The sequence below is a fragment of the Ruegeria sp. N10 genome (assembly GCF_056531545.1).
This window is the reverse complement of sequence record NZ_JBQFLY010000001.1, coordinates 510,458-528,801: the sequence shown is the minus strand read 5'-3', so window position 1 is coordinate 528,801 and position 18,344 is coordinate 510,458. Positions and strand designations below refer to the sequence as shown.

18 protein-coding genes and 1 tRNA gene are annotated in these 18,344 nt (G+C 57.0%); 3 read left to right on the top strand and 16 right to left on the bottom strand.

Features of this window, described 5'->3' with window-relative positions:
• Positions 1-48: 48 nt before the first annotated feature.
• The 11 genes from ACR0JI_RS02640 to ACR0JI_RS02590 form a co-directional block, all read right to left on the bottom strand.
• Complete coding sequence (locus ACR0JI_RS02640; RefSeq protein ID WP_480493125.1) at positions 49-1,155, bottom strand: alpha-hydroxy acid oxidase; 1,107 nt, start codon at positions 1,153-1,155, stop codon at positions 49-51.
• Positions 1,155-1,709, bottom strand: coding sequence for a sulfopyruvate decarboxylase subunit beta (gene comE, locus ACR0JI_RS02635; protein WP_209503877.1), 555 nt, complete (start codon positions 1,707-1,709; stop codon positions 1,155-1,157). The genes ACR0JI_RS02640 and comE overlap by 1 nt, the downstream gene beginning before the upstream one ends.
• Positions 1,706-2,212 (bottom strand): sulfopyruvate decarboxylase subunit alpha, encoded by a 507-nt coding sequence (gene comD / locus ACR0JI_RS02630; RefSeq protein WP_480493124.1) that lies wholly within the window; start codon positions 2,210-2,212, stop codon positions 1,706-1,708. Before comD ends, comE begins: the two co-directional genes overlap by 4 nt.
• A 46-nt stretch (positions 2,213-2,258) precedes the next feature.
• Positions 2,259-2,669 carry a universal stress protein gene (locus ACR0JI_RS02625; protein ID WP_480493123.1) on the bottom strand — a complete coding sequence of 137 codons (411 nt, stop codon included), beginning with the start codon at positions 2,667-2,669 and terminating at the stop codon, positions 2,259-2,261.
• A 23-nt stretch (positions 2,670-2,692) separates the two neighbouring features.
• Positions 2,693-3,673 (bottom strand): alcohol dehydrogenase catalytic domain-containing protein, encoded by a 981-nt coding sequence (locus ACR0JI_RS02620; protein WP_480493122.1) that lies wholly within the window; start codon positions 3,671-3,673, stop codon positions 2,693-2,695.
• Positions 3,670-4,431 (bottom strand): SDR family NAD(P)-dependent oxidoreductase, encoded by a 762-nt coding sequence (locus ACR0JI_RS02615; protein ID WP_480493121.1) that lies wholly within the window; start codon positions 4,429-4,431, stop codon positions 3,670-3,672. Before ACR0JI_RS02615 ends, ACR0JI_RS02620 begins: the two co-directional genes overlap by 4 nt.
• Complete coding sequence (gene hisD, locus ACR0JI_RS02610) at positions 4,424-5,731, bottom strand: histidinol dehydrogenase (RefSeq protein WP_480493120.1); 1,308 nt, start codon at positions 5,729-5,731, stop codon at positions 4,424-4,426. The genes ACR0JI_RS02615 and hisD overlap by 8 nt, the downstream gene beginning before the upstream one ends.
• A gap of 12 nt (positions 5,732-5,743) precedes the next feature.
• Positions 5,744-7,072, bottom strand: a complete 1,329-nt coding sequence (locus tag ACR0JI_RS02605) for a TRAP transporter large permease (RefSeq protein WP_480472864.1) — start codon at positions 7,070-7,072, stop codon at positions 5,744-5,746.
• 11 nt (positions 7,073-7,083) lie between these two features.
• Entirely contained in the window at positions 7,084-7,596 is a 513-nt protein-coding gene (locus ACR0JI_RS02600) for a TRAP transporter small permease (RefSeq protein WP_209503870.1), read from the bottom strand.
• A 108-nt stretch (positions 7,597-7,704) separates the two neighbouring features.
• Positions 7,705-8,850, bottom strand: a complete 1,146-nt coding sequence (locus ACR0JI_RS02595; RefSeq protein WP_480472866.1) for a TRAP transporter substrate-binding protein — start codon at positions 8,848-8,850, stop codon at positions 7,705-7,707.
• Between the two features lie 23 nt (positions 8,851-8,873).
• Positions 8,874-9,059 carry a hypothetical protein gene (locus tag ACR0JI_RS02590; RefSeq protein WP_480472868.1) on the bottom strand — a complete coding sequence of 62 codons (186 nt, stop codon included), beginning with the start codon at positions 9,057-9,059 and terminating at the stop codon, positions 8,874-8,876.
• 134 nt (positions 9,060-9,193) lie between these two features.
• Here ACR0JI_RS02590 and ACR0JI_RS02585 point away from each other — a divergent pair, with 134 nt between their 5' ends.
• The 3 genes from ACR0JI_RS02585 to ACR0JI_RS02575 all read left to right on the top strand — a co-directional run bounded on the left by ACR0JI_RS02585 (position 9,194) and on the right by ACR0JI_RS02575 (position 13,472).
• Positions 9,194-10,216 carry a LacI family DNA-binding transcriptional regulator gene (locus tag ACR0JI_RS02585; RefSeq protein ID WP_480472870.1) on the top strand — a complete coding sequence of 341 codons (1,023 nt, stop codon included), beginning with the start codon at positions 9,194-9,196 and terminating at the stop codon, positions 10,214-10,216.
• A 370-nt stretch (positions 10,217-10,586) separates the two neighbouring features.
• Positions 10,587-11,807, top strand: a complete 1,221-nt coding sequence (locus tag ACR0JI_RS02580) for an APC family permease (protein ID WP_480493119.1) — start codon at positions 10,587-10,589, stop codon at positions 11,805-11,807.
• Positions 11,808-11,933: 126 nt separating this feature from the next.
• On the top strand, positions 11,934-13,472 hold the full coding sequence (locus ACR0JI_RS02575; RefSeq protein ID WP_480493118.1) for an MFS transporter: 1,539 nt from the start codon (positions 11,934-11,936) through the stop codon (positions 13,470-13,472).
• On the opposite strand, the gene ACR0JI_RS02570 is transcribed toward ACR0JI_RS02575, so the two are convergent.
• The 5 genes from ACR0JI_RS02570 to ACR0JI_RS02550 form a co-directional block, all read right to left on the bottom strand.
• Positions 13,473-15,065, bottom strand: coding sequence for a trypsin-like peptidase domain-containing protein (locus ACR0JI_RS02570; RefSeq protein WP_480493117.1), 1,593 nt, complete (start codon positions 15,063-15,065; stop codon positions 13,473-13,475).
• Between the two features lie 189 nt (positions 15,066-15,254).
• Positions 15,255-15,328: transfer RNA gene (locus ACR0JI_RS02565), tRNA-Gly, on the bottom strand.
• 69 nt (positions 15,329-15,397) lie between these two features.
• A complete protein-coding gene (locus tag ACR0JI_RS02560; protein WP_480493116.1) occupies positions 15,398-16,225 on the bottom strand; it encodes a polyphosphate kinase 2 family protein in 828 nt (275 codons plus the stop codon).
• A gap of 125 nt (positions 16,226-16,350) precedes the next feature.
• On the bottom strand, positions 16,351-17,406 hold the full coding sequence (locus ACR0JI_RS02555; RefSeq protein ID WP_480472881.1) for a methyltetrahydrofolate cobalamin methyltransferase: 1,056 nt from the start codon (positions 17,404-17,406) through the stop codon (positions 16,351-16,353).
• 9 nt (positions 17,407-17,415) lie between these two features.
• Positions 17,416-18,342, bottom strand: a complete 927-nt coding sequence (locus tag ACR0JI_RS02550; RefSeq protein ID WP_480493115.1) for a methylenetetrahydrofolate reductase — start codon at positions 18,340-18,342, stop codon at positions 17,416-17,418.
• Positions 18,343-18,344: the final 2 nt, after the last annotated feature.

Below are 18,344 nucleotides of genomic sequence, written 5' to 3'. Positions count from 1 at the left end.
CATAGGAACGACTCGAAGGTACGCCTCGGGTCGTTCTCCATATTTGGTTCAGGTTGCGCGTCGCACCTCGTCCAGCGACGAAACGCCCATCTGCGCCATGGCAATACTCATTTCATCACTCAGCACAGACCACAGCTGCTCAAGCCCTTCTTCCCCTTCTGCCGCGATTGCAAATTGCAGGATGCGGCCGAAGAAGGCAAAATCTGCCCCGTTTGCCAAGGCTTTCAAAACATCCTCGCCCGAGCACAAACCGCTGTCGTAAAACAGCGGATAATCCGGACCGACGGCGTTCCGAATTTCCGGCAATACGGCAATCGGCGCTGGCGCACTGTCCAACTGGCGCCCTCCGTGGCTTGAGACCTGAATGGCATCGACACCTGCCGACTTGAGGCGCAACGCGTCTTCAGCATCCAGAACGCCTTTGACCACCAGCTTCCCGGCCCACTGTTCGCGCAGACGGGCCAAAGTCTCCCAAGTCGCCTTGGCCCGGCTTTCCCGACGATCAAAATCATATCCGCCCATCAGGAAATTCGCCATACCGGGCTTGCCCCGCAGCAGCGTGGACAGCGACCACCGCGGATGAAGCGCAAAATCAAGCACCTGTTTCAGGCCCATTTTGAACGGCATCCTGAACCCATGGCGCAATTCACGCGGGCGACGCCCCACTTCGGGCACGTCCACCGTCAGCACCAGTGTTTCGTACCCCGCTGACTTTGCGCGCTCGACCAGCTTGAATGTACCACTGCCATCACCGCTGAAATACAGTTGAAACCAGGCATGTCCTTCTGCCTCGAGAATCAGGTCTTCCATCGGAGTCGATGCGACGGTTGATACCCCAAGCGGCACCTCGTACCGCGCCGCAAGACGTGCCAGCATCAGGTCTGCACCGGGGGCCGACAGGTTGCACATACCCATCGGTGCGATGCCAAACGGGCGCTGGGTCGACCTGCCAAAGACGGAACAAGCAAGCGACCTTTCACTGACGTCTTTCAGAATCCGTGGACGAAGGATCTGCGCATCCAGTGCAGCCCTGTTTCGGGTTGCGCCAACCTCGGCCCCGGCAGACCCATCGATATAGTCAAACACCATCCACGGCAGGCGCCGCCGGGCCAGGCGGCGCGCGTCTTCGGAACTGTGGATAGCGCTGGATAGCATCAGGCCTGTACGGCCTTCATGAACCGGTCGCGGATCACCACCGGATCCATCGTGATAACCGGCATCTTGGCATTTCCGCTTTCACACTTGGCCACGATGATGGTCATCTGTTTCGAATCCAGCGCTTCTTGCAGCACGCGGCCGGTATCTTCGGCCTGACATTCGATTACGCGCTCGCATCCTGCGGCTTCCGCCATTTTCGCCAGAGAGGTCTTCTGCCCCGCATATGTCGGCTGATCCCCAGTGGACCCGTACGACCCATTGTCGACGATCAACAGGATATAGTTGTCCGCCACGTTATTGGCGATGGTCGGCAAGGTACCCAGATTGGTCAGGACCGACCCATCCCCATCGATCACGATAACAGGCTTGGGCTGCGACAAGGCCAGACCCAGACCGATGGATGAGGCCAGCCCCATCGTGCCCAGCATGTAGAAATTGGTGGGCTGGTCGTCGATGGCATGCAGTTCCTGACTTGGAATGCCGATGTTACAAACAACAAGCTGATCGCGCAGGATCGGAGCGATTTCTTTCAGAATTTCAGAACGGATCATTGGTCGCCATAGCCTCCCCAGAAACTGGCATCGGTCAAAATGGCGACCGGTTTGTTGCACATAAAGGTGTATTTGAGGATCGCGTCGAGTTCCTCAACATCTGACTGATGGTGGAAGTGATAAGTCGGGATATTCAACTGAGCCAACAGCGCTTTTGTATGCACAGCCATTTCAACCTGGCAGGCAACCGGTTCGCGCAGCTCTCCGCGATAGGAAATCAGCATGGGCAAAGGCATGCGATAATACTGGATCAGTGTCGCCAGCGTGTTGATCGTCACTCCGATTGCGGTGTTTTGCATGATGATCGCGGGACGCTTGCCGCCCATCCATGCCCCAGCGCACAGGCCCATCCCCTCGTCTTCCTTGTTGGACGGGATGTGATAGATGTCCTCTCGCTGGTCGATTTCAGCGATTACGCCTGCCAGTTGCTTGCAGGGGACGGTGGTGACGAACGAGATATCGTTGGCCACCAGATCGTCGGTTATCTTCTTGTCTATGTTCATGGTCGGGCTGTTGGTCCTGTTGGGGCGCATGGCGCGATGAAGGAAATCAGGTTCTGCGGTGTACATGTACAGCGCAGGGGGCATGACGAACGACGCGTGACGCTGTCGATCCCAAAAAATAGTCGCTCAGGTCCGGTTTGTGGGAACCTATAACAATGCAGTCCACATTGTTGCTGGTCGCGTAGTCAATGATGGTGCGGGCGGTGTGCCCTTTGATGATTTCGGCTTTCACACCGTCGAGCCCGTCAACCTTTTGCAACAATGCCCCCCTCGCACGTTCGAACCCTTCGGCCACTGCGGACTTGTCCAGATAGGCGCTGACCGATCCCTGTGGCATTTCGTAGACATGTAAGCCTATGATCTCGGACCCGTTTTCCGATAAGGCACGCGCGACTTCCAGCGTATGTTGTGAAATGCCGTGATCCAAAGCCATCGGGACCAGAATTTTCTTGTACATGGTGGCCTCCAGTTCTGTCGGGTTTATCCCCAGGGTCTCAGGATAATCTTCGGTGCGGCTACGGAGCCAGAGCGGATATCGCGAAACGCCTGGGCGCCATCGGCCAATGCACGCTCTTCAACCCAATTCAGGGCGCCAAGACGGCCGTCAAAGATCGCTTGAGCGGTGTCGCGGAAATCCTGCGCGGAGTAGGTGTAGGATCCGATAAAGGTAATTTCCTGCAAGGTCATGCGACGCACGTCCAGACCTCCGGCATCTTCACCCAATCCGACATGCACGATCACGCCGCCCGGCGCGGCCATGGCCGAAGCGACCGACCGTGTCGCGGCATATCCGACAGCATCAATGACCAACGGGAAAGACCCATTGGGCGCATCCACGAGTGCAAAACTTTCGATTTCCGCCAGAAAAGCCCGGCGCAACGCGTTTGGTTCCGCGATTGTAACGTCTTCAATGCCCTGTGCCCGCAGGGCCAAGGCCGCCGCAAGGCCAATGGCCCCACCGCCAATCACCAAGGCGCGGCGGTCCATCGCAGAATGCAGAGCCTCGATCCCCAATCTGACTGCGTGCCAGCTTACCGCCAGAGGTTCGGCCAGCGCAGCTTTGGCGAAAGAGACATCCTCGGGCACGTCGACAAGATTTCTGCCGGGCATCGAGACATATTGCGCGAACGCCCCTTCGCGCGGCGGCATCGAGATGATCTGTCGGTTCGGGCACAGATTCTCGCGACCCGTCCGACATGCATCGCATTGACCACAGCTTACCAGCGGGTTGATCGTCACCCGATCACCAGCGCGGATACCATCAGCGATGACACCGGCTGCCTCGTGCCCGAGGATCAGAGGCGCTGGGCGACGTGTATCATGGCCCAGATAAGCGTGCATGTCCGATCCGCAGATGCCAACCGCCTCGACCCGGATCAGGTGTTCCGATGCGCCCGGTTCGGCATTCGGCACATCGTCGAACACCATTTGTTCAACACCTTTGTAAACCAGAGCCTTCATTTGGCTGTAAACCCTCCGTCAACCATCAAAACCTGCCCCGTGACATAGTCAGACGCCCGAGAGCATAAGAACAAGATCGGCCCGTCAATATCCTGCATCCGCCCATTGCGTCCGATACAGGTTTGCTCGGCGTTCCGTTCTGCGCGCTTGGAGTCGTCGAACACGGCCTGCGTCAGTTCGGTGGGGAAGAACCCCGGCCCGATGGCGTTGGCGGTTATGCCAAAGGGCGACCAGGCCTCGGCCATGGCGCGTGTCAACTGCCCGATCCCCGCCTTGGATGCGCCATAGGCGATACCACCAGGAAAAGCGCGCGTTGTTTGCAGCGAGGCGAAATTGACAATACGCCCCCACCCCTTTTCCTTCATCGCCGGAACCATCGCCTGGCTGAGGAAGAACGGTGCGCTGAGGTTTAGGGCAAGCGTGGCATCCCACCCCTCAGGAGTAACATCATCCGCAGCCTCACGCGTGTTCACCCCAGCCGCATGGACTAGAATATCGGGGGGGTCAAACTTGGAAGCGACGGCCTGCGTCAGCGCATTCACCCCATCGCGATCTGCAACGTCTGCAACAACCGCTGCAGCGCGCGTGCCAATCTCGGCCTGCATCTGCGCCAATGCCTCGCCGCGCCGGGCCACGCCGACAACACGCGCACCTGCCGCGGCAAGAGTCCGAGCCACTTGCCGCCCAAGCCCCGAGCTGGCACCGGTGATACACGCCACCCGGCCTGTCAGGTCAAACAATGAGCGCGGGTCATCCATCGGCGGTCAAGTCGAATTGCTCGTCCGGGAAATACTTTGCAAGACGCACATCTGCGGCACGGGCGTGACCTTCCATTCCTTCCAACCGCGATATCCGCGCGGTCGCTTCGGCTATGGGCTTTGACCCTTCGCGGGTGGCCCTCTGCCACGTCACAATCTTCATGTATTTATGGACACTCAGCCCGCCAGTATAGCTGGCCGCGCCCGAGGTTGGCAGAACATGGTTCGTACCGGTCGCCTTATCTCCGTATGACACGGTTGTTTCCTCGCCCAGAAACAGCGATCCGTAACAGGTAAGCCGTTCCAGCCACCAATCCAGATCCTCAGCCTGAACCGTAAGATGCTCAGGTGCGTATTCGTCGGAACAGGCGGCCATCTCTTCGCGATTGGAACAGACGATAACCTCAGCATAATCGCGCCATGCGGCCGAGGCGTTTTCGCGGTTCAATTCCGGCAGATCGGCGATCAGCGCAGGCACCAGTTCCATCACCTTTTGCGCAAGGTCGTGATCATCGGTGACCAGCCAGACCGGCGAGTTGTATCCGTGCTCGGCCTGACTGACCAAATCAGTGGCGACGACATGCGCATCGGCGGACTGATCGGCAAGGATCAAACTGTCGGTCGGACCTGCGATCATGTCGATACCGACCTTGCCGTAAAGGATGCGCTTGGCTTCGGCCACGAACTGATTGCCGGGACCCACAAGGATGTTGGCGCGCGGTAGACCAAACAGGCCGTAGGTCATGGCGGCAACGCCCTGCACGCCCCCCATGGCCAGAATGCTGTCGGCCCCGCAGATATGCGCCGCATAAACGATGGCAGGCGCGACCCCTTCGCCGGGACGCGGGGGCGAACAGGCCGTGATGTGGCGACATCCCGCAACTTTCGCGGTGGTCACTGTCATAATCGCACTGGCGATGTGGCTGTATCGCCCCCCCGGCACGTAACACCCCGCAGCGTCCACTGGGATTGCCTTCTGCCCAGCAACGAAGCCTGGCACAATCTCGGTCTGGACGTCCGAAACGGTCGCTTTCTGCGTCTCGGCAAAGCGCCGAACATTGTCGTGAGCGAAACGGATGTCGGCTTTCAACTTTTCGGAAACTTTTGCACAGGCGGCCTCAATCTCAGCCGGGGTCAGCAAGACATTCCCTTCGTACTTGTCGAACTTGGCGGCGTATTCTCTTGCCTTTGCATCACCGCCCGCCTCGATATCGGTCAGAATTGTCTTCACCGTATCATGCACCTCTGAGGCGTGTGATTGAGCCGTTAAAGTTGCCTTTTTCAGATATTCACGAGGCATGTTCAGCAGGTCCTATTGGTAGATTTCAGGGAGCAATGTTGTCGACACGGCTGGCACGTAGGCGATCAGGATCACCACGATCAGCATGGTCAATACGAAAGGCACGGCTCGGGCGGCAATCTTCAGAATGGATTCACCGGTAATGCCAGATACGACGAACAGGTTCAGCCCCAGCGGCGGGGTGATAAAACCCACTCCCAGCGCGGTGATCATCATGATGCAGAACTGTATCTCGTTCATGCCGATATTGTCCGCCAGTGGTTTCAGGATAGGTGCCAGGATGACGATATTCGGCGTCGTCTCCATGACGCAGCCCGCTGCGATCAGGATGCCGATCATCAACAGGATCAGCAGATATGGGTCGTCTGTCAGCGAGGTCACCGAAGTGACAAACCCCTGAGGAACACCCATGATCGCCAGCGCCTCGGCCAGCGGAGCTGAAAACGCGATGATCGGCAGGATCACCCCGTTCACCTTTGCAGAGCTGACCAGCATCGACGGAAAATCCGCCAATGTCAGCGTACGCAAGATGAAGCCCATGATGATGGTGACAACAACAGCCGTGGCACCAGCCTCAGTCGGCGTAAGTCGGCCCGAAAAGATGCCATAAAAGATAATCCCCGGCACGATAAAGGCATACCAGCCAGACCTGAGCGCCTTGCCCAGATTGGCCAACCACTCCCCCATGGTCATCATGCCGCCGCCTTCGTATGCATAAAGGCGGTTCATGATGATATTGGTGATCAGGATCGACACCAGGATAGCCAGACCCGGGATCAGGGCGGCCAGAAAAAGAGTCGATGCGGAAATACCCAGCACAAGGCCGATGATGATATAGGCAATCGAGGGCGGTATCAGGATGCCGGTGCAGGCACCGGCCGCGACCAGAGCACAGGCGTAGGGGCGCGGATACCCGCTTTCCACCAACCGGTTGATGGTCATCCTGCCAACCGCAGCAGCCCCGGCGGCGTCCGATCCCGAAATCGCGGCAAACATTCCGCAGACCAGCACCGTGGCCGATCCGAAGCCGCCCTTGGCGAAGCATGTCAAAGCCTCGGCAACATCCAGAAACTTGCGTGACAACCCCGTCCGAACCAGAACATCCCCGGTCAGGATAAACAGGGGCACGGCAGTCAGGGCAAAAGCGTCGATGCCGGTAAACAGGCTCTCTCCGACAAGGCTGAGAGGAAGGTCACCGGACATGATCAGCATTACGATCGCAGCCATTCCAATGGCCGCCCAAACCGGTACGGCCAAAGCGATCAGGGCAACAAACAGGATCACCGGCAGATAAAAATCCCAGCCCAGTTCAACGGTTTGATTGAGGGAGTTCCAAAGCATCCGGTCTCTCCTCAGTCAAACAGTTTGTCGCCTTCGAAGACGGGCGTGCCGTCGCGAAGACATTTCAGATCGCGCAACAGGGATTGGATCAGCCGCCAGATCATCAGGGCAAACCCGGTCGGCACGGCCATCAGGAACCAAACCTTGGAAATCCGCAATCCGTCCGTAACGGAACCAAACTTGGCTGAAACGTGCACGGCTTCATACGACCAATAGAGTGCGATGATCGCCACCAGGAACATCACCAGATCGCCGAAGATATAAAGCAGTGCCTTGGGGCGCGGCCCGACATAGTGCATGATCACATCGATCCGGATATGAGCGCGCTCTTTCACCGCGGCAGCAGCACCGATCCAAGCCAGATAGATAAAGGAATACCGCACGATTTCCTCGCCCCAGATCGAGGAATAGGCGAATATCTCGCGCCGCAGCACCTCGATGGCCATGGTGATCACCAGCATCACGTAGAACACCAGCAGCAACCAGCGTTCGGCGTTTCGGTCAATGTTCTGAAGAACGGTCATCTGATCCTCCGGCGATGGGACAGCCCAGTCCGTACCTGCCTTGACGGGCCACTGTCGGCCGCGCGGTACAAGAATCGTGGACGCCGACAGGCGCCCACGGGTTTCACCTTAGGCGTCGTGGACGTAGTATTTGCCCTGCGTACCAGCCGCTTCGACCAGCTTCTCAAAGTTGTCCATCGAACCGGCCAGTTCCGTCTTGAACGGATCCCATTCCGAACGCTGATACCCACCGGCATCCTGCCATTCCGCCAGCTGATCATCGCTGAGCGAATGGAATTCAACACCAGCTTTGTTCAACTCGGCCATGGCATAGGCGCGGGCCGACGGAACTTTGGACAGGTTCTGATGCCCGGTCATCTCGGCACCCCACATGATGCCTTCCTGCACGTCTGCAGGCATCGAGTTGAACCACTCCAGATTACAGGAATAAACCTGACTGTCCGGAACGGCCTGCGTGAAGGTCACATGGCTGAGGATGTCCTTGAAACCAAAGACATACAGTGCTCCAACTGACGGGTCGAGCGCGTCGGCAACACCCTGCTTGATCGCCGAAGGTGTTTCACCCCATGCCACAGGCGTCGGGTTGGCACCAACCATGCGATAGTATTGTTGCAGCATCTTCGAACCGGGAACGCGGAACTTGATCCCGCCCATGTCCCCCGGTGTTATGACCGCATTGCCACCCTGCCGGACTGCGACAACACGCGGATCGATATTCACGTAGAACAAGGCTTTGAAGCCAGCCGCCTCGACCTTGGGGTGGACTTCGCTTTTCCACGTGTCTGAATGGACAAGGTTGGTGAAGCGCTGGTTCGACCCGCACAGATACGGCATGTTGATCAGGTCGACCGTGGACGCAAAAGGCGCAAAATTCGACAGAGAATGCTGCGCGGCCTGAATCGTTCCACCCTGTACTTTCTGCACCAGCGCGCCGCCCGCGCCTAGCTGGCCACCGGGGGCCAATTTGACATAGACCTTGCCGTTGGTGGCATTCTGGATGTTTTCCTTCAGGTCCAACTGCATGATGGGATAGCTGCGCGACGCGCCCAGCACATAGGCTGTCGCCACCGTCATAACATGGTCAGCGGCCTTCTCACGCTCACTCTCTTCTTTTGCGGTTTGCGCGGCGGCCTCTGAAGACCACAAAACACCCCCAGCCCCGGCAACCAATGCGGCTGTGAACGCGCCACTTGCGCTCAGCTTCAGAAAGTTGCGACGCTCTGCTGACGCCAGTTCAATCTTGTCGTTGTTCATGAATTGCCCTCCCAAACAAAAGTTCAGCTGCCGTTCGTTGCGTTTCGGTCAGCTTCCTTTTTCAGAATTGCGACAACGAACAAAATCGACGCCGCGAACAGAACCAACATCTCTCCTACGTCGCCAAGAAACGCGCGGCCTGCGAAAGCACCCAAAGCAACGTTGGCGAAATAGATCGCGAAAACGACGATAGATGCAGCAAGGACCATTTCCGGGACTCCCTTTCAGAATCGGCTCAACACCTTTGTAAGCGCTTACATCAATATTGCAAGCGCTTACATTGACCCTTTCATCATCTGAAAAATGCGATTAACTTAAGCCAACCAGAATTGAGAGTTCGAGAATGTCAAAACATCGGTCTGCTCCGACACTGGATGACGTTGCCAAGGCCGCGGGCGTTTCGACCGCGACAGTGTCCCGGTGTCTGAACAACCCGCAGCAAGTTGTTGAAGCAACGCGCAAGCGTGTCCTGTCGACGGTCGAAGAATTGGGGTACACGCCAAATTTCGCGGCCCGCGTGATGGCGGCCAAGCGGTCATTTACCATTGGCGCCATCATCCCAACCATGGAAAACGCTATATTCGCAAGGGGGTTGCAAGCGTTTCAGGAAGCGATACATCAGCGTGGCTACACATTGCTGGTCTCCAGTTCAGCCTATGAGCCCGAAGCGGAAAAGGATCAGATCCGAACATTGGTTGCACGGGGTGCAGACGGGCTGTTGCTGATCGGTCATGACAGGGACGCAGATATCTATGATTACCTGGATAGACGGAAAGTGCCCGCGCTGGTTGCCTGGTCCTTTCTGCCGGACAAACCTGTGCCGTCCGTTGGGTTTGACAACCGCAAAGCCATGAAAGCGCTGGCAGACCAGATCATCAGACAGGGGCATACGCGTCTTGCGACGATATCGGGTATCAGTTCGGGCAATGATCGGGCGCGGCTCAGGATCGCAGGGATAAAAAGCGCCATGGCTGACCACGGCTTGCAGCCGGATGACCTAATGGTGATCGAAACCACGTATGAATTCGAAAATGGCGCGACGGCGTTCAGGGATCTCATGGCGACTGACACGCCGCCGACCGCCGTTTTGTGCGGAAACGATGTTCTGGCTGTCGGCGCATTGAGACAGGCGCAAAAAATGGGGCTCCGAGTGCCCGAAGACGTGTCGATTACCGGCTTTGACGACATCGAAATCGCGCGCATTGTCAGCCCTGCCCTGACAACGGTTCACGTACCCCACCGTGAAATGGGTCAAAAAGCTGCGCAGGAGTTGATACGGATGATCGAAACGAACTCTGCGGGCCAGTCTTTGGAGCTTTCGACCTATTTGGTCACCCGAGACTCCCTGCTTGACCGCATTCCTTAAGGCTCAGAAAGTTCGGCGGTTCATTGCGTGTAAAAGGCGCACCGGTCTACGATTCAGTGTGACGATCCGCTTTCATTGACCTGAATCAAAGCACGCAATACGACCACATAGTGAAGTACGAATATATCAACGGGCCCGACGCTCACCTGCCTGACCCCAAGCAAATTTACCGGTGATCAGTATTTCAACGGCGCGAAGGTTTCACTCCACGGGCGCGGCAAATGCGAGGCGCGCTCTTCTGCCGACTACGCTCTGGCTTCTCGGGACAAAACGCACGTCAGTCACTCATATGATCGAGGCAACGGGACCAAGCAGAGAAACTTTAATGCCAACCCAAGACACGCAACGCATTCCAATTGGCGGATAGATGATGTCCATCGTTGAACAAAATACACCAAAGCTGCGACGGGCGCTGACGACCCCGCTGCTCACGCTCTATGGGCTTGGGGTAACCGTCGGCGCTGGAATATACGTGCTTGTTGGTGCGACGGCCGGGATTGCGGGCCCATTTGCCGCTGTTTCGTTCCTGATTGCCGCGCTTGTTGTTGCGCTGACTGCCCTGTCCTACGCAGAACTGGCAACCCGATATCCTGTGAGTGCGGGTGAAGCCGCTTATGTCGAAGCAGGGTTTCAGAAAAGCTGGATGGCCGTGCTGGTCGGTCTCGCCGTGGCCGCCTCGGGCATCATCTCGGCCTCGGCCGTGGCTATCGGGGCCGCGTCGTACCTTCAAACGCTTACAGGTTTAGGCATTTCAAGTCTGACAATCGGTGTAGTTCTGGTCATGGGGCTGATCGCCCTATGGGGGATCACGCAGTCGGTAATGGTGGCGGCAGTCATTACCATCATAGAAATCAGCGGGCTACTCGTCGTTATTGGTTGGGGCCTGTCCCTTCCTGAGCCTCAGGGCTATGCGCTCACCCAGATGGTTCCCGGGCTGGACCCAAACGCCTGGAGAGGGATATTGGCCGCTTCGCTTCTGGCGTTTTTCGCCTTTGTGGGTTTCGAGGACATGGCGAATGTCGCTGAAGAAGTTAAAGACCCCGCCGGAACAATCCCGAAAGCGATCCTGTTGACGCTTATTCTGGCTACGATCTTGTATCTTGGTACGTCCATGACTGTTCTGTATGTGGTGCCGATCGATGTCCTTTCGAAGTCCGCCGCGCCGCTGGCCCTGATTTTTACGGACGCGCCCGATGTTATCCAGCAGGGGTTTTCAGCCATTGCCATCGTTGCGACGATCAATGGTGTTCTGATCCAGATGATCATGGCATCCCGCGTGATTTACGGGCTCGCGGATCGGGATCATTTGCCAAAGTTCCTGGCTAAGGTATCTCAGGTCACTCAGACGCCAACGGTAGCGACAATCATGGTCACGGCGATAATCCTGTTGCTGACCCAAACGCTTCCAATCGCCATTCTGGCCGAGCGGACGTCTCAAATTGTTCTGGGAGTCTTTGTGCTGGTCAATCTGTCACTGATCCTTTTGAAGACCCAGGCTGAAACCGATGAACCGCAGTTCCGCGTGCCGCTTGTTGTTCCCCTCTTTGGGGTGGTGACCAGTTTATTGCTTTTTGCATCCGCATTTCTGTAACCCTGTGTCATTAGGTCAAGGAAATCCTGCGATGCGATTTACGTGAACATGACCACTGACCAGCCTTCTACAAGAGTGCGGCTTTCTGCATGGTGGCATAGAACCTTTGTTGATCTGGCCCGACAGATGCAATGGTCCTACCTGCCACCGCTCATGGTCTATTTTGCCGCCGGTGTTTCTGGCCTGACATCAGTCGTCGGCGCCTTCTTTCTTAAGGACTACCTTAACCTATCCGCATCCTTTGTTGCCGGGCTGGCATTTTGGGCCGGGCTTCCCTGGATCCTGAAAATGCCGCTGGGTCATATTGTTGATCTGTTTTGGCGGTGGAAGTCATTGCTGATCCTATTGGGGGCAACCCTGATCACCTTGTCCCTGCTCACCATGTATGGGCTTGTAGCCTTTCCCGGACATATGGCTGACGTCATGCCGCTGGAACACTGGTACATCATTGCCCTGCTCTTGGCGCCTTCCGGCTATGCCATTCAGGATGTTGTCGCCGACGCGATGACAGTCGAAGCCGTTCCAAAGATCAATCCCGACGGGCAGCCGTTTTCGCCCGAGGAAACCCGTGCACAGCATACAACTATGCAAACACTGGGCAGGATCGCCATTTTCTCCGGTTTTGCAGCCGTTGCCGCGGTCAATATCTGGGTGTTCTCGGGAACCGAGGGCATGCAGAAATCAGACCGCCTTGCATTGTATGGCAACGTCTACCTGATCGCGCTTGTCATTCCACTGCTGTCCGTCAGCGGTGTGGTTTTGCATAGTTTGATACAGCGTCAACGTCTTCGCCAAGGTCATCCCCCTCATACCCATGACGAAACCACCGAGGTCAAATGGCCGATCCTGCTGGGCGGTCTCGCCTTTGTTGTATTGAGTATCGTGTTAGGAACATCGAAATTCCAACTCGCCCAGGAAACTATTTTTGCAGTCTCTCTGAGTGTGATCTTGTACCTGATGTCACGCTTGGTGAAGGAACTGAACCCAAATCAGGCAAAGGCCCTGATTGGTACGGCGATAATCATTTTCGTGTTTCGTGCGGTTCCTCTGCCCGGGCCGGGGTTGACCTGGTTCGAAATCGACGAGTTGGGGTTTGACGAGCAGTTCCTGGCAATCCTGGCGCTTCTGACGTCCCTGCTTGCATTGGTGGGGCTCATCGTCCTGAGACCGTTTATGGCCAACCGCTCGATTGCGCAGGTCGTCATCATTCTGACCATCGCGTCGGGGGTCCTCGCCCTGCCCAACCTTGCGCTGTATTACGGCGTGCATGAATGGACATCTGCGCATACCGGCGGGATCGTAGACGCAAGGTTCATCGCAGTCCTCGACACCGCAGTTGAATCTCCGCTGGGTCAAATCGCGATGGTTCCGATGCTGGCCTGGATCGCACGTAATGCTCCTGTGCATCTGAAGGCAACTTTCTTTGCCGTCATGGCGTCATTCACCAACATGGCATTGTCGGCCAGCAGTTTGGCAACGAAATACCTGAACCAGATTTTCGTGGTGTCGCGCGCGGTAACCGACCCGGAAACCGGTGTCGTCACATCGATTGCCGATTACGGCCAACTTGGGCACCTGTTGATCGCCGTGGGCCTGATTTCTGTGATCGTTCCGTTGGTGGTCGTATTCCTTGTTCAAAAATCGCCGTTCCAGACCAACGACTGATTACTGGCTGACAGTTTCTCTCAGCAAGGTTTTCAGGTGCAAAACCGGAACCCCGATGTTCGAGCCCCCGAACTCTGGCAGGATCGCGGCGTTAATCGCGACCACCTCTCCCTTGCGGTTCAGGGCCGGCCCTCCGCTTCCTCCTGACGTTGTTTCAGCGTCATAAACGACTGCACCCGGGCTTGTCTGCGCCACAATTCCTCGGCTGGCGAGAGGTTGAACCTGGTTTTGCGCAGATAACCGTGCGGCGATCGTCCAGAAATTGACGGACCCGTCTTTTTCGAGCGTATTCAGAAACTCCGGCCCCGCCTGCGCAATTAATGATTTCAGGCCAGTAGGATACCCCAGCAGAAAGACTTCGTCACCGCTTCGTGGAAGATCTTCCGCCAGTGGCAATCCCAGCCCCTCGATACGGTTTGGATCAACCGACAAAAGTGCCAGATCAGCGGTTTCACTGAACCGGTCCAAAGTAGCCTCGATCGGATCGGTCTGACCTGGCAGATAGGCCAGCAACCGAAGCATCTCGGCCTCAAGACCTGCGTTTTTCAGTGCCTGAGCTTGGTCGCCGGATGTCCAGGGCAAGGCAACGTGGCGGTTGGTGGCCATCAGCGGCGTACCCTCCAGCAGAAATCCGGTGCCAGTGAACTGGAACTCTGCGGGCTCACCCGTTGCGTCCGGTTCGATCCAGGGTTGTCCGAAGGGTGTTTGCAACTTCTCTCCGTTCGGCCCCAACACGTGGCGCAGCAGTTTACCGCTTTCGATATGACGCAATCCGTAGGCGCCCTGAATGAAAGCCACGGATTGAGTAGAGGCGGTGATGACCCGCGTAGACGCCCCCGCGCGTTGTTCAAGGGTACCCAACCGCTGCTCAGTTGATATCAGCTGGTTCTGAAAGGCTTCCCTCAACGCCACAAGATCTTCGGGGGTTAGAACATCTTCCCGCGTCTGGCTAAGCATGGTCGCCACAGCTTCAATCTTGCGAGCTTCCTGTTGCAGGCTGTCGGCCAGTCTCCGGTCGTTTTGATAAAGCAGGAACAGCAGACCTGCGATCAGCGCAATCGCGGCTACTACCGTAATCCTGAAGAACATAGTGGTTTGAGAAACAAGCCTTCGCCCACTCTCACGCAGCGCACCCGACATTCTTTGGGCAAAGGGTCGGCGACTTGACCGCGCATAGGCATAGGCGTCGCTCAGGATATCCTCGACCGTATGACGAATGGGAAACCTCTGAGTACATATGCGGTATCGGGAGATCGGGCCCAATTCGCCAAACTCGATCATGTCGCCGTGTTTCAGCGTTGCCGACACAATCTTGTGGCCATTGACCCAGATGTCTTGCCCTGCCAGCGCGTTGAGCACATAGCCCCCCTCGGTCCACTGAAGCGTTGCGATATCTTCGTCATGGGGCGGTGTGTTGTCTTTCAGGCGTAGGCCTAGCGCACGGCCTTCGCCAACAGAAACAGTCAATGCGCTGTCGACAAGCCAGGAAACCGTTCCACGGGACGGGCCGGTCAGGCTCTCCAGAAAGGCATGAACATCACCTGCGCAAGGCTCTTGGGGGGTTCTCGTGCCGGTCTGATCAATTTCCCGCATAGTTGGGCTCTGCTCAACAGTGATGGGGTCACTCTATCATAAGACGCCCGGAACCTACCAATCGCAAGGGGGATGCCCCAAACCGGGACTATCTACAGGCATAAATCAATTTGGTGGAACGTCCCGAAAAGACCCCCATGCCTGCCAGAGCAGGCCTTCACCGGAAATCGCCGTCTGACCTGAGAGTTCTGGAGCGGGTAGCGGGAATCGAACCCGCGCGTTCAGCTTGGGAAGCTGACAGGCTACCATTACATCATACCCGCCGCACCTCTGAGATATAACCAGAGTTCCCTGACGCGCAAGCCGGATCGTTTCAGCTCGCCCGGAAAATATCACTCAGTCCGCGCACGAAGGCTGTCGATCAGCGAGTCATCAACATCCAAAGCCTGGATGGCCGCCTCAAGCGTGCGGCTGTCCAGATGTTGCGGGTTCAGATCGACCCCTGCTGAAAACGTTTTGACAATGGCCTTCATGGCGCTGATGCGCGCATATCTTTTGTTATTGGCCGGTATTACGTGCCACGGCGCCAGATCGGTTGACGTCCGGGCCAACATTTCATCCACGGCGACCTCGGTAACATCCCATTTCTCGCGATTCCTGAAATCCTCGTACGTCAGCTTCCAGCGCTTCAACGGGTTTCTTAGCCGTTCTGTAAACCGCTGCATCTGTTCATCTTCAGAGATGTGGAAGAACAGCTTGACGATCCGGGCACCATCGTCGACCAGCATGCGTTCGAAATCATTGATTTCCTGATAGGCAGCGCGCCAGCGTGTTTCCGGGGTCAGGTTCTCGATCCGCTCAACCAACACGCGCCCGTACCAGCTGCGGTCAAATGCTGATATCGCTCCGGACGGTGGCAAACGTTCCCAAAACCGCAGCAGGTAATGCCGGTTGAGGTAGTAGTTCCGGGGTGCCCCAATTGGCCAGACCTTAAAGCTGCGCGGGTCCAGAGCCTGGCTGATCCTGCGAATGGTTCCCCCCTTGCCTGCCGCATCCCAACCCTCGAACACCAGCACACCCTTTAGCCCGTGAAACAGATAAGCTTGCTGAATCCTGGCCAGTTTGGCCTGAAGATCAATCAGTTGCTCGAAATACTCCTTTTTGCCCAACCGCTTGGTCAGATCCGCTTCTGAGAGTTTCGGGGGGTGATGTTTGCTCATCGTGCCACCTGATCGTTGCGTCCCGGATCAGGATATCCTGAACCATTACGCAAAATCGACATTGATCAGGGTCAAACGAAAAGGCCGGGCGCAGTGCCCGGCCTTAGCTGTCTTTGTTGATGCAATCAGGCGCGGCGACGACGGCCACCGCCGCGACGACCACTGGCTGCGCCACCAGCCTCGTCAGGTGATTTGTTGAACCGGATCCACTCACCACCATGCGGGTCGTTGTTGGTCAGCAGGTTGGCGGCGCGGATGGCCTCCATCTCTTTACCGGCGCGCGGCTTGGTGGAGCCCAGGCCGAACATCTGAACGAACGCCTCGTCATCCATACCTTCTGGCAGAATGATGCCAGCTGCGGCAAGGGCTTCTTTTTTCTCGGCAATTTTTGCCTGCGTCACTGGCAGAGCCACCGGGTTCATAATCGCCGAGGTCATGCCGGCACCCATTGCCATCGGCAGGAAGGCATTGTTGATGCCGTGGCGGTTCGGCAGGCCGAACGAGATGTTGGATGCACCACAGGTGGTGTTCACACCCAGTTCCTCGCGCAGGCGGCGAACCAGAGCAAACACCTGCTGACCAGCTGTTGCCATCGCGCCAATCGGCATGACCAGCGGGTCAACAACGATGTCATGCGCAGGGATTCCGAAATCGGCAGCACGCTGAACGATCTTTTTGGCCACTTCGAAACGGACATCGGGGTCTTCCGAAATACCTGTGTCGTCGTTCGAGATTGCCACAACAGGAACATTGTATTTTTTGACCAGCGGCAGAACCAGTTCCAGACGCTCTTCCTCACCGGTGACCGAGTTCAGCAGCGGGCGACCTTCCGCCGCCTCAAGACCCGCCTCCAGAGCACCGGGTACCGACGAGTCGATACACAGCGGAACTTCGACCAGACCCTGTACCAGCTCAACGATCTTGCGCATCAGTGGCGGTTCGGTCTCGTTCGGGTTGGGGTTCGAGTTGTAGACGACGCCCGCGTTGATATCCAGAACGGTCGCGCCCGCCATCACCTGCGCCAGCGCATCCTTCTCGACGGTCGAGAAATCGCCTGCTTCCAGTTCGGCCGCCAGCTTTTTCCGACCGGTCGGGTTGATCCGCTCTCCGATCACGCAGAACGGTTCATCAAAGCCCAGAACGGCAGTTTTTGTTTTTGATTCTAAGACTGTACGGGTCATGTCCGTTCCTTAGGAGTTTGCAGGCTGCGCCGAGGCACCGCCATTATTGATCGCCCAGTTGGCGTTGGTTTTGATCCCGCCCAGCGGGAAGAAGTGCACGTTGGTGATGTTGAAATCCGGGTTGGCCGCTTTGTAGTTGGCCAATTCAGTCACAACATCGTTCGGTTCATAGGGCAACAGAAGCTTCGACACATCCATGGCGCGCTTTTGCAGAACTTTCAGCGACGGGCCGACGCCGCAAGCAATTGCGAACTTGATCAGGGTCTGCAGTTTGGCCGGACCGGCGATACCAATGTGGATGGGCAGGTCGATACCTGCCTCTTTCAGACCATCCGCCCAGGCGATGATCGGCTTGGCATCGAAGGCAAACTGAGTTGCCAGGGCCATCTCGGCATCCGTGGTTTCGTTGAATTTCTGTTTCCAGCGCAGGGCGTCATCGACGTTCTTGGTGGACCCATCGGGATCGATGTCCTTGTTACCCTCGGGGTGACCGGCAACATGAAGACGCTTGAACCCTGCCTTGTCGAACAGACCGGTTTCCATCAGCTGCATGGAACTGTCGAAATCGCCATGCGGTTTTGTCACACCACCGGCCAGCAACAGCGCCTGCTCGACGCCCGCCTCGCCCTGGTACATCGAGATCCAGTTTTCCAACGTCGCCGCATCCTTGATGATCCGCGCCGGGAAGTGGGGCATGACAGGATAGCCTTCGGCCGCAATCCGCTTGGCTGTCTTGACCATGTCTTCAATCGGGGTGCCTTCGATATGGGCAATGTAGACGCGTGTGCCTTCGGGCAGCAGCGCGCGGAAATCCTCGACCTTTTCGGCGGTCCGCGGCATGACCTCGATCGAATAGCCTTGCAGGAAGGCTTCGACAGTCGGGTTCACAGGGCTGTTTTCGACCACATCACGTTTCTTGAAGTTCAGCAAAGCCATTG

What these genes read in the sequence shown, in the direction of transcription:
- ACR0JI_RS02620 (WP_480493122.1), bottom strand. Translation starts at nt 3,673, where the DNA reads ATGAAGGCTCTGGTTTACAAAGGTGTTGAACAAATGGTGTTCGACGAT.
- ACR0JI_RS02625 (WP_480493123.1), bottom strand. Translation starts at nt 2,669, where the DNA reads ATGTACAAGAAAATTCTGGTCCCGATGGCTTTGGATCACGGCATTTCA.
- hisD (WP_480493120.1), bottom strand. Translation starts at nt 5,731, where the DNA reads ATGCCTCGTGAATATCTGAAAAAGGCAACTTTAACGGCTCAATCACAC.
- comE (WP_209503877.1), bottom strand. Translation starts at nt 1,709, where the DNA reads ATGATCCGTTCTGAAATTCTGAAAGAAATCGCTCCGATCCTGCGCGAT.
- ACR0JI_RS02580 (WP_480493119.1), top strand. Translation starts at nt 10,587, where the DNA reads ATGTCCATCGTTGAACAAAATACACCAAAGCTGCGACGGGCGCTGACG.
- comD (WP_480493124.1), bottom strand. Translation starts at nt 2,212, where the DNA reads ATGAACATAGACAAGAAGATAACCGACGATCTGGTGGCCAACGATATC.
- ACR0JI_RS02615 (WP_480493121.1), bottom strand. Translation starts at nt 4,431, where the DNA reads ATGGATGACCCGCGCTCATTGTTTGACCTGACAGGCCGGGTGGCGTGT.
- ACR0JI_RS02555 (WP_480472881.1), bottom strand. Translation starts at nt 17,406, where the DNA reads ATGACCCGTACAGTCTTAGAATCAAAAACAAAAACTGCCGTTCTGGGC.
- ACR0JI_RS02605 (WP_480472864.1), bottom strand. Translation starts at nt 7,072, where the DNA reads ATGCTTTGGAACTCCCTCAATCAAACCGTTGAACTGGGCTGGGATTTT.
- ACR0JI_RS02600 (WP_209503870.1), bottom strand. Translation starts at nt 7,596, where the DNA reads ATGACCGTTCTTCAGAACATTGACCGAAACGCCGAACGCTGGTTGCTG.
- ACR0JI_RS02575 (WP_480493118.1), top strand. Translation starts at nt 11,934, where the DNA reads ATGCAATGGTCCTACCTGCCACCGCTCATGGTCTATTTTGCCGCCGGT.
- ACR0JI_RS02560 (WP_480493116.1), bottom strand. Translation starts at nt 16,225, where the DNA reads ATGAGCAAACATCACCCCCCGAAACTCTCAGAAGCGGATCTGACCAAG.
- ACR0JI_RS02595 (WP_480472866.1), bottom strand. Translation starts at nt 8,850, where the DNA reads ATGAACAACGACAAGATTGAACTGGCGTCAGCAGAGCGTCGCAACTTT.
- ACR0JI_RS02550 (WP_480493115.1), bottom strand. Translation starts at nt 18,342, where the DNA reads ATGGCTTTGCTGAACTTCAAGAAACGTGATGTGGTCGAAAACAGCCCT.
- ACR0JI_RS02585 (WP_480472870.1), top strand. Translation starts at nt 9,194, where the DNA reads ATGTCAAAACATCGGTCTGCTCCGACACTGGATGACGTTGCCAAGGCC.
- ACR0JI_RS02640 (WP_480493125.1), bottom strand. Translation starts at nt 1,155, where the DNA reads ATGCTATCCAGCGCTATCCACAGTTCCGAAGACGCGCGCCGCCTGGCC.
- ACR0JI_RS02590 (WP_480472868.1), bottom strand. Translation starts at nt 9,059, where the DNA reads ATGGTCCTTGCTGCATCTATCGTCGTTTTCGCGATCTATTTCGCCAAC.
- ACR0JI_RS02570 (WP_480493117.1), bottom strand. Translation starts at nt 15,065, where the DNA reads ATGCGGGAAATTGATCAGACCGGCACGAGAACCCCCCAAGAGCCTTGC.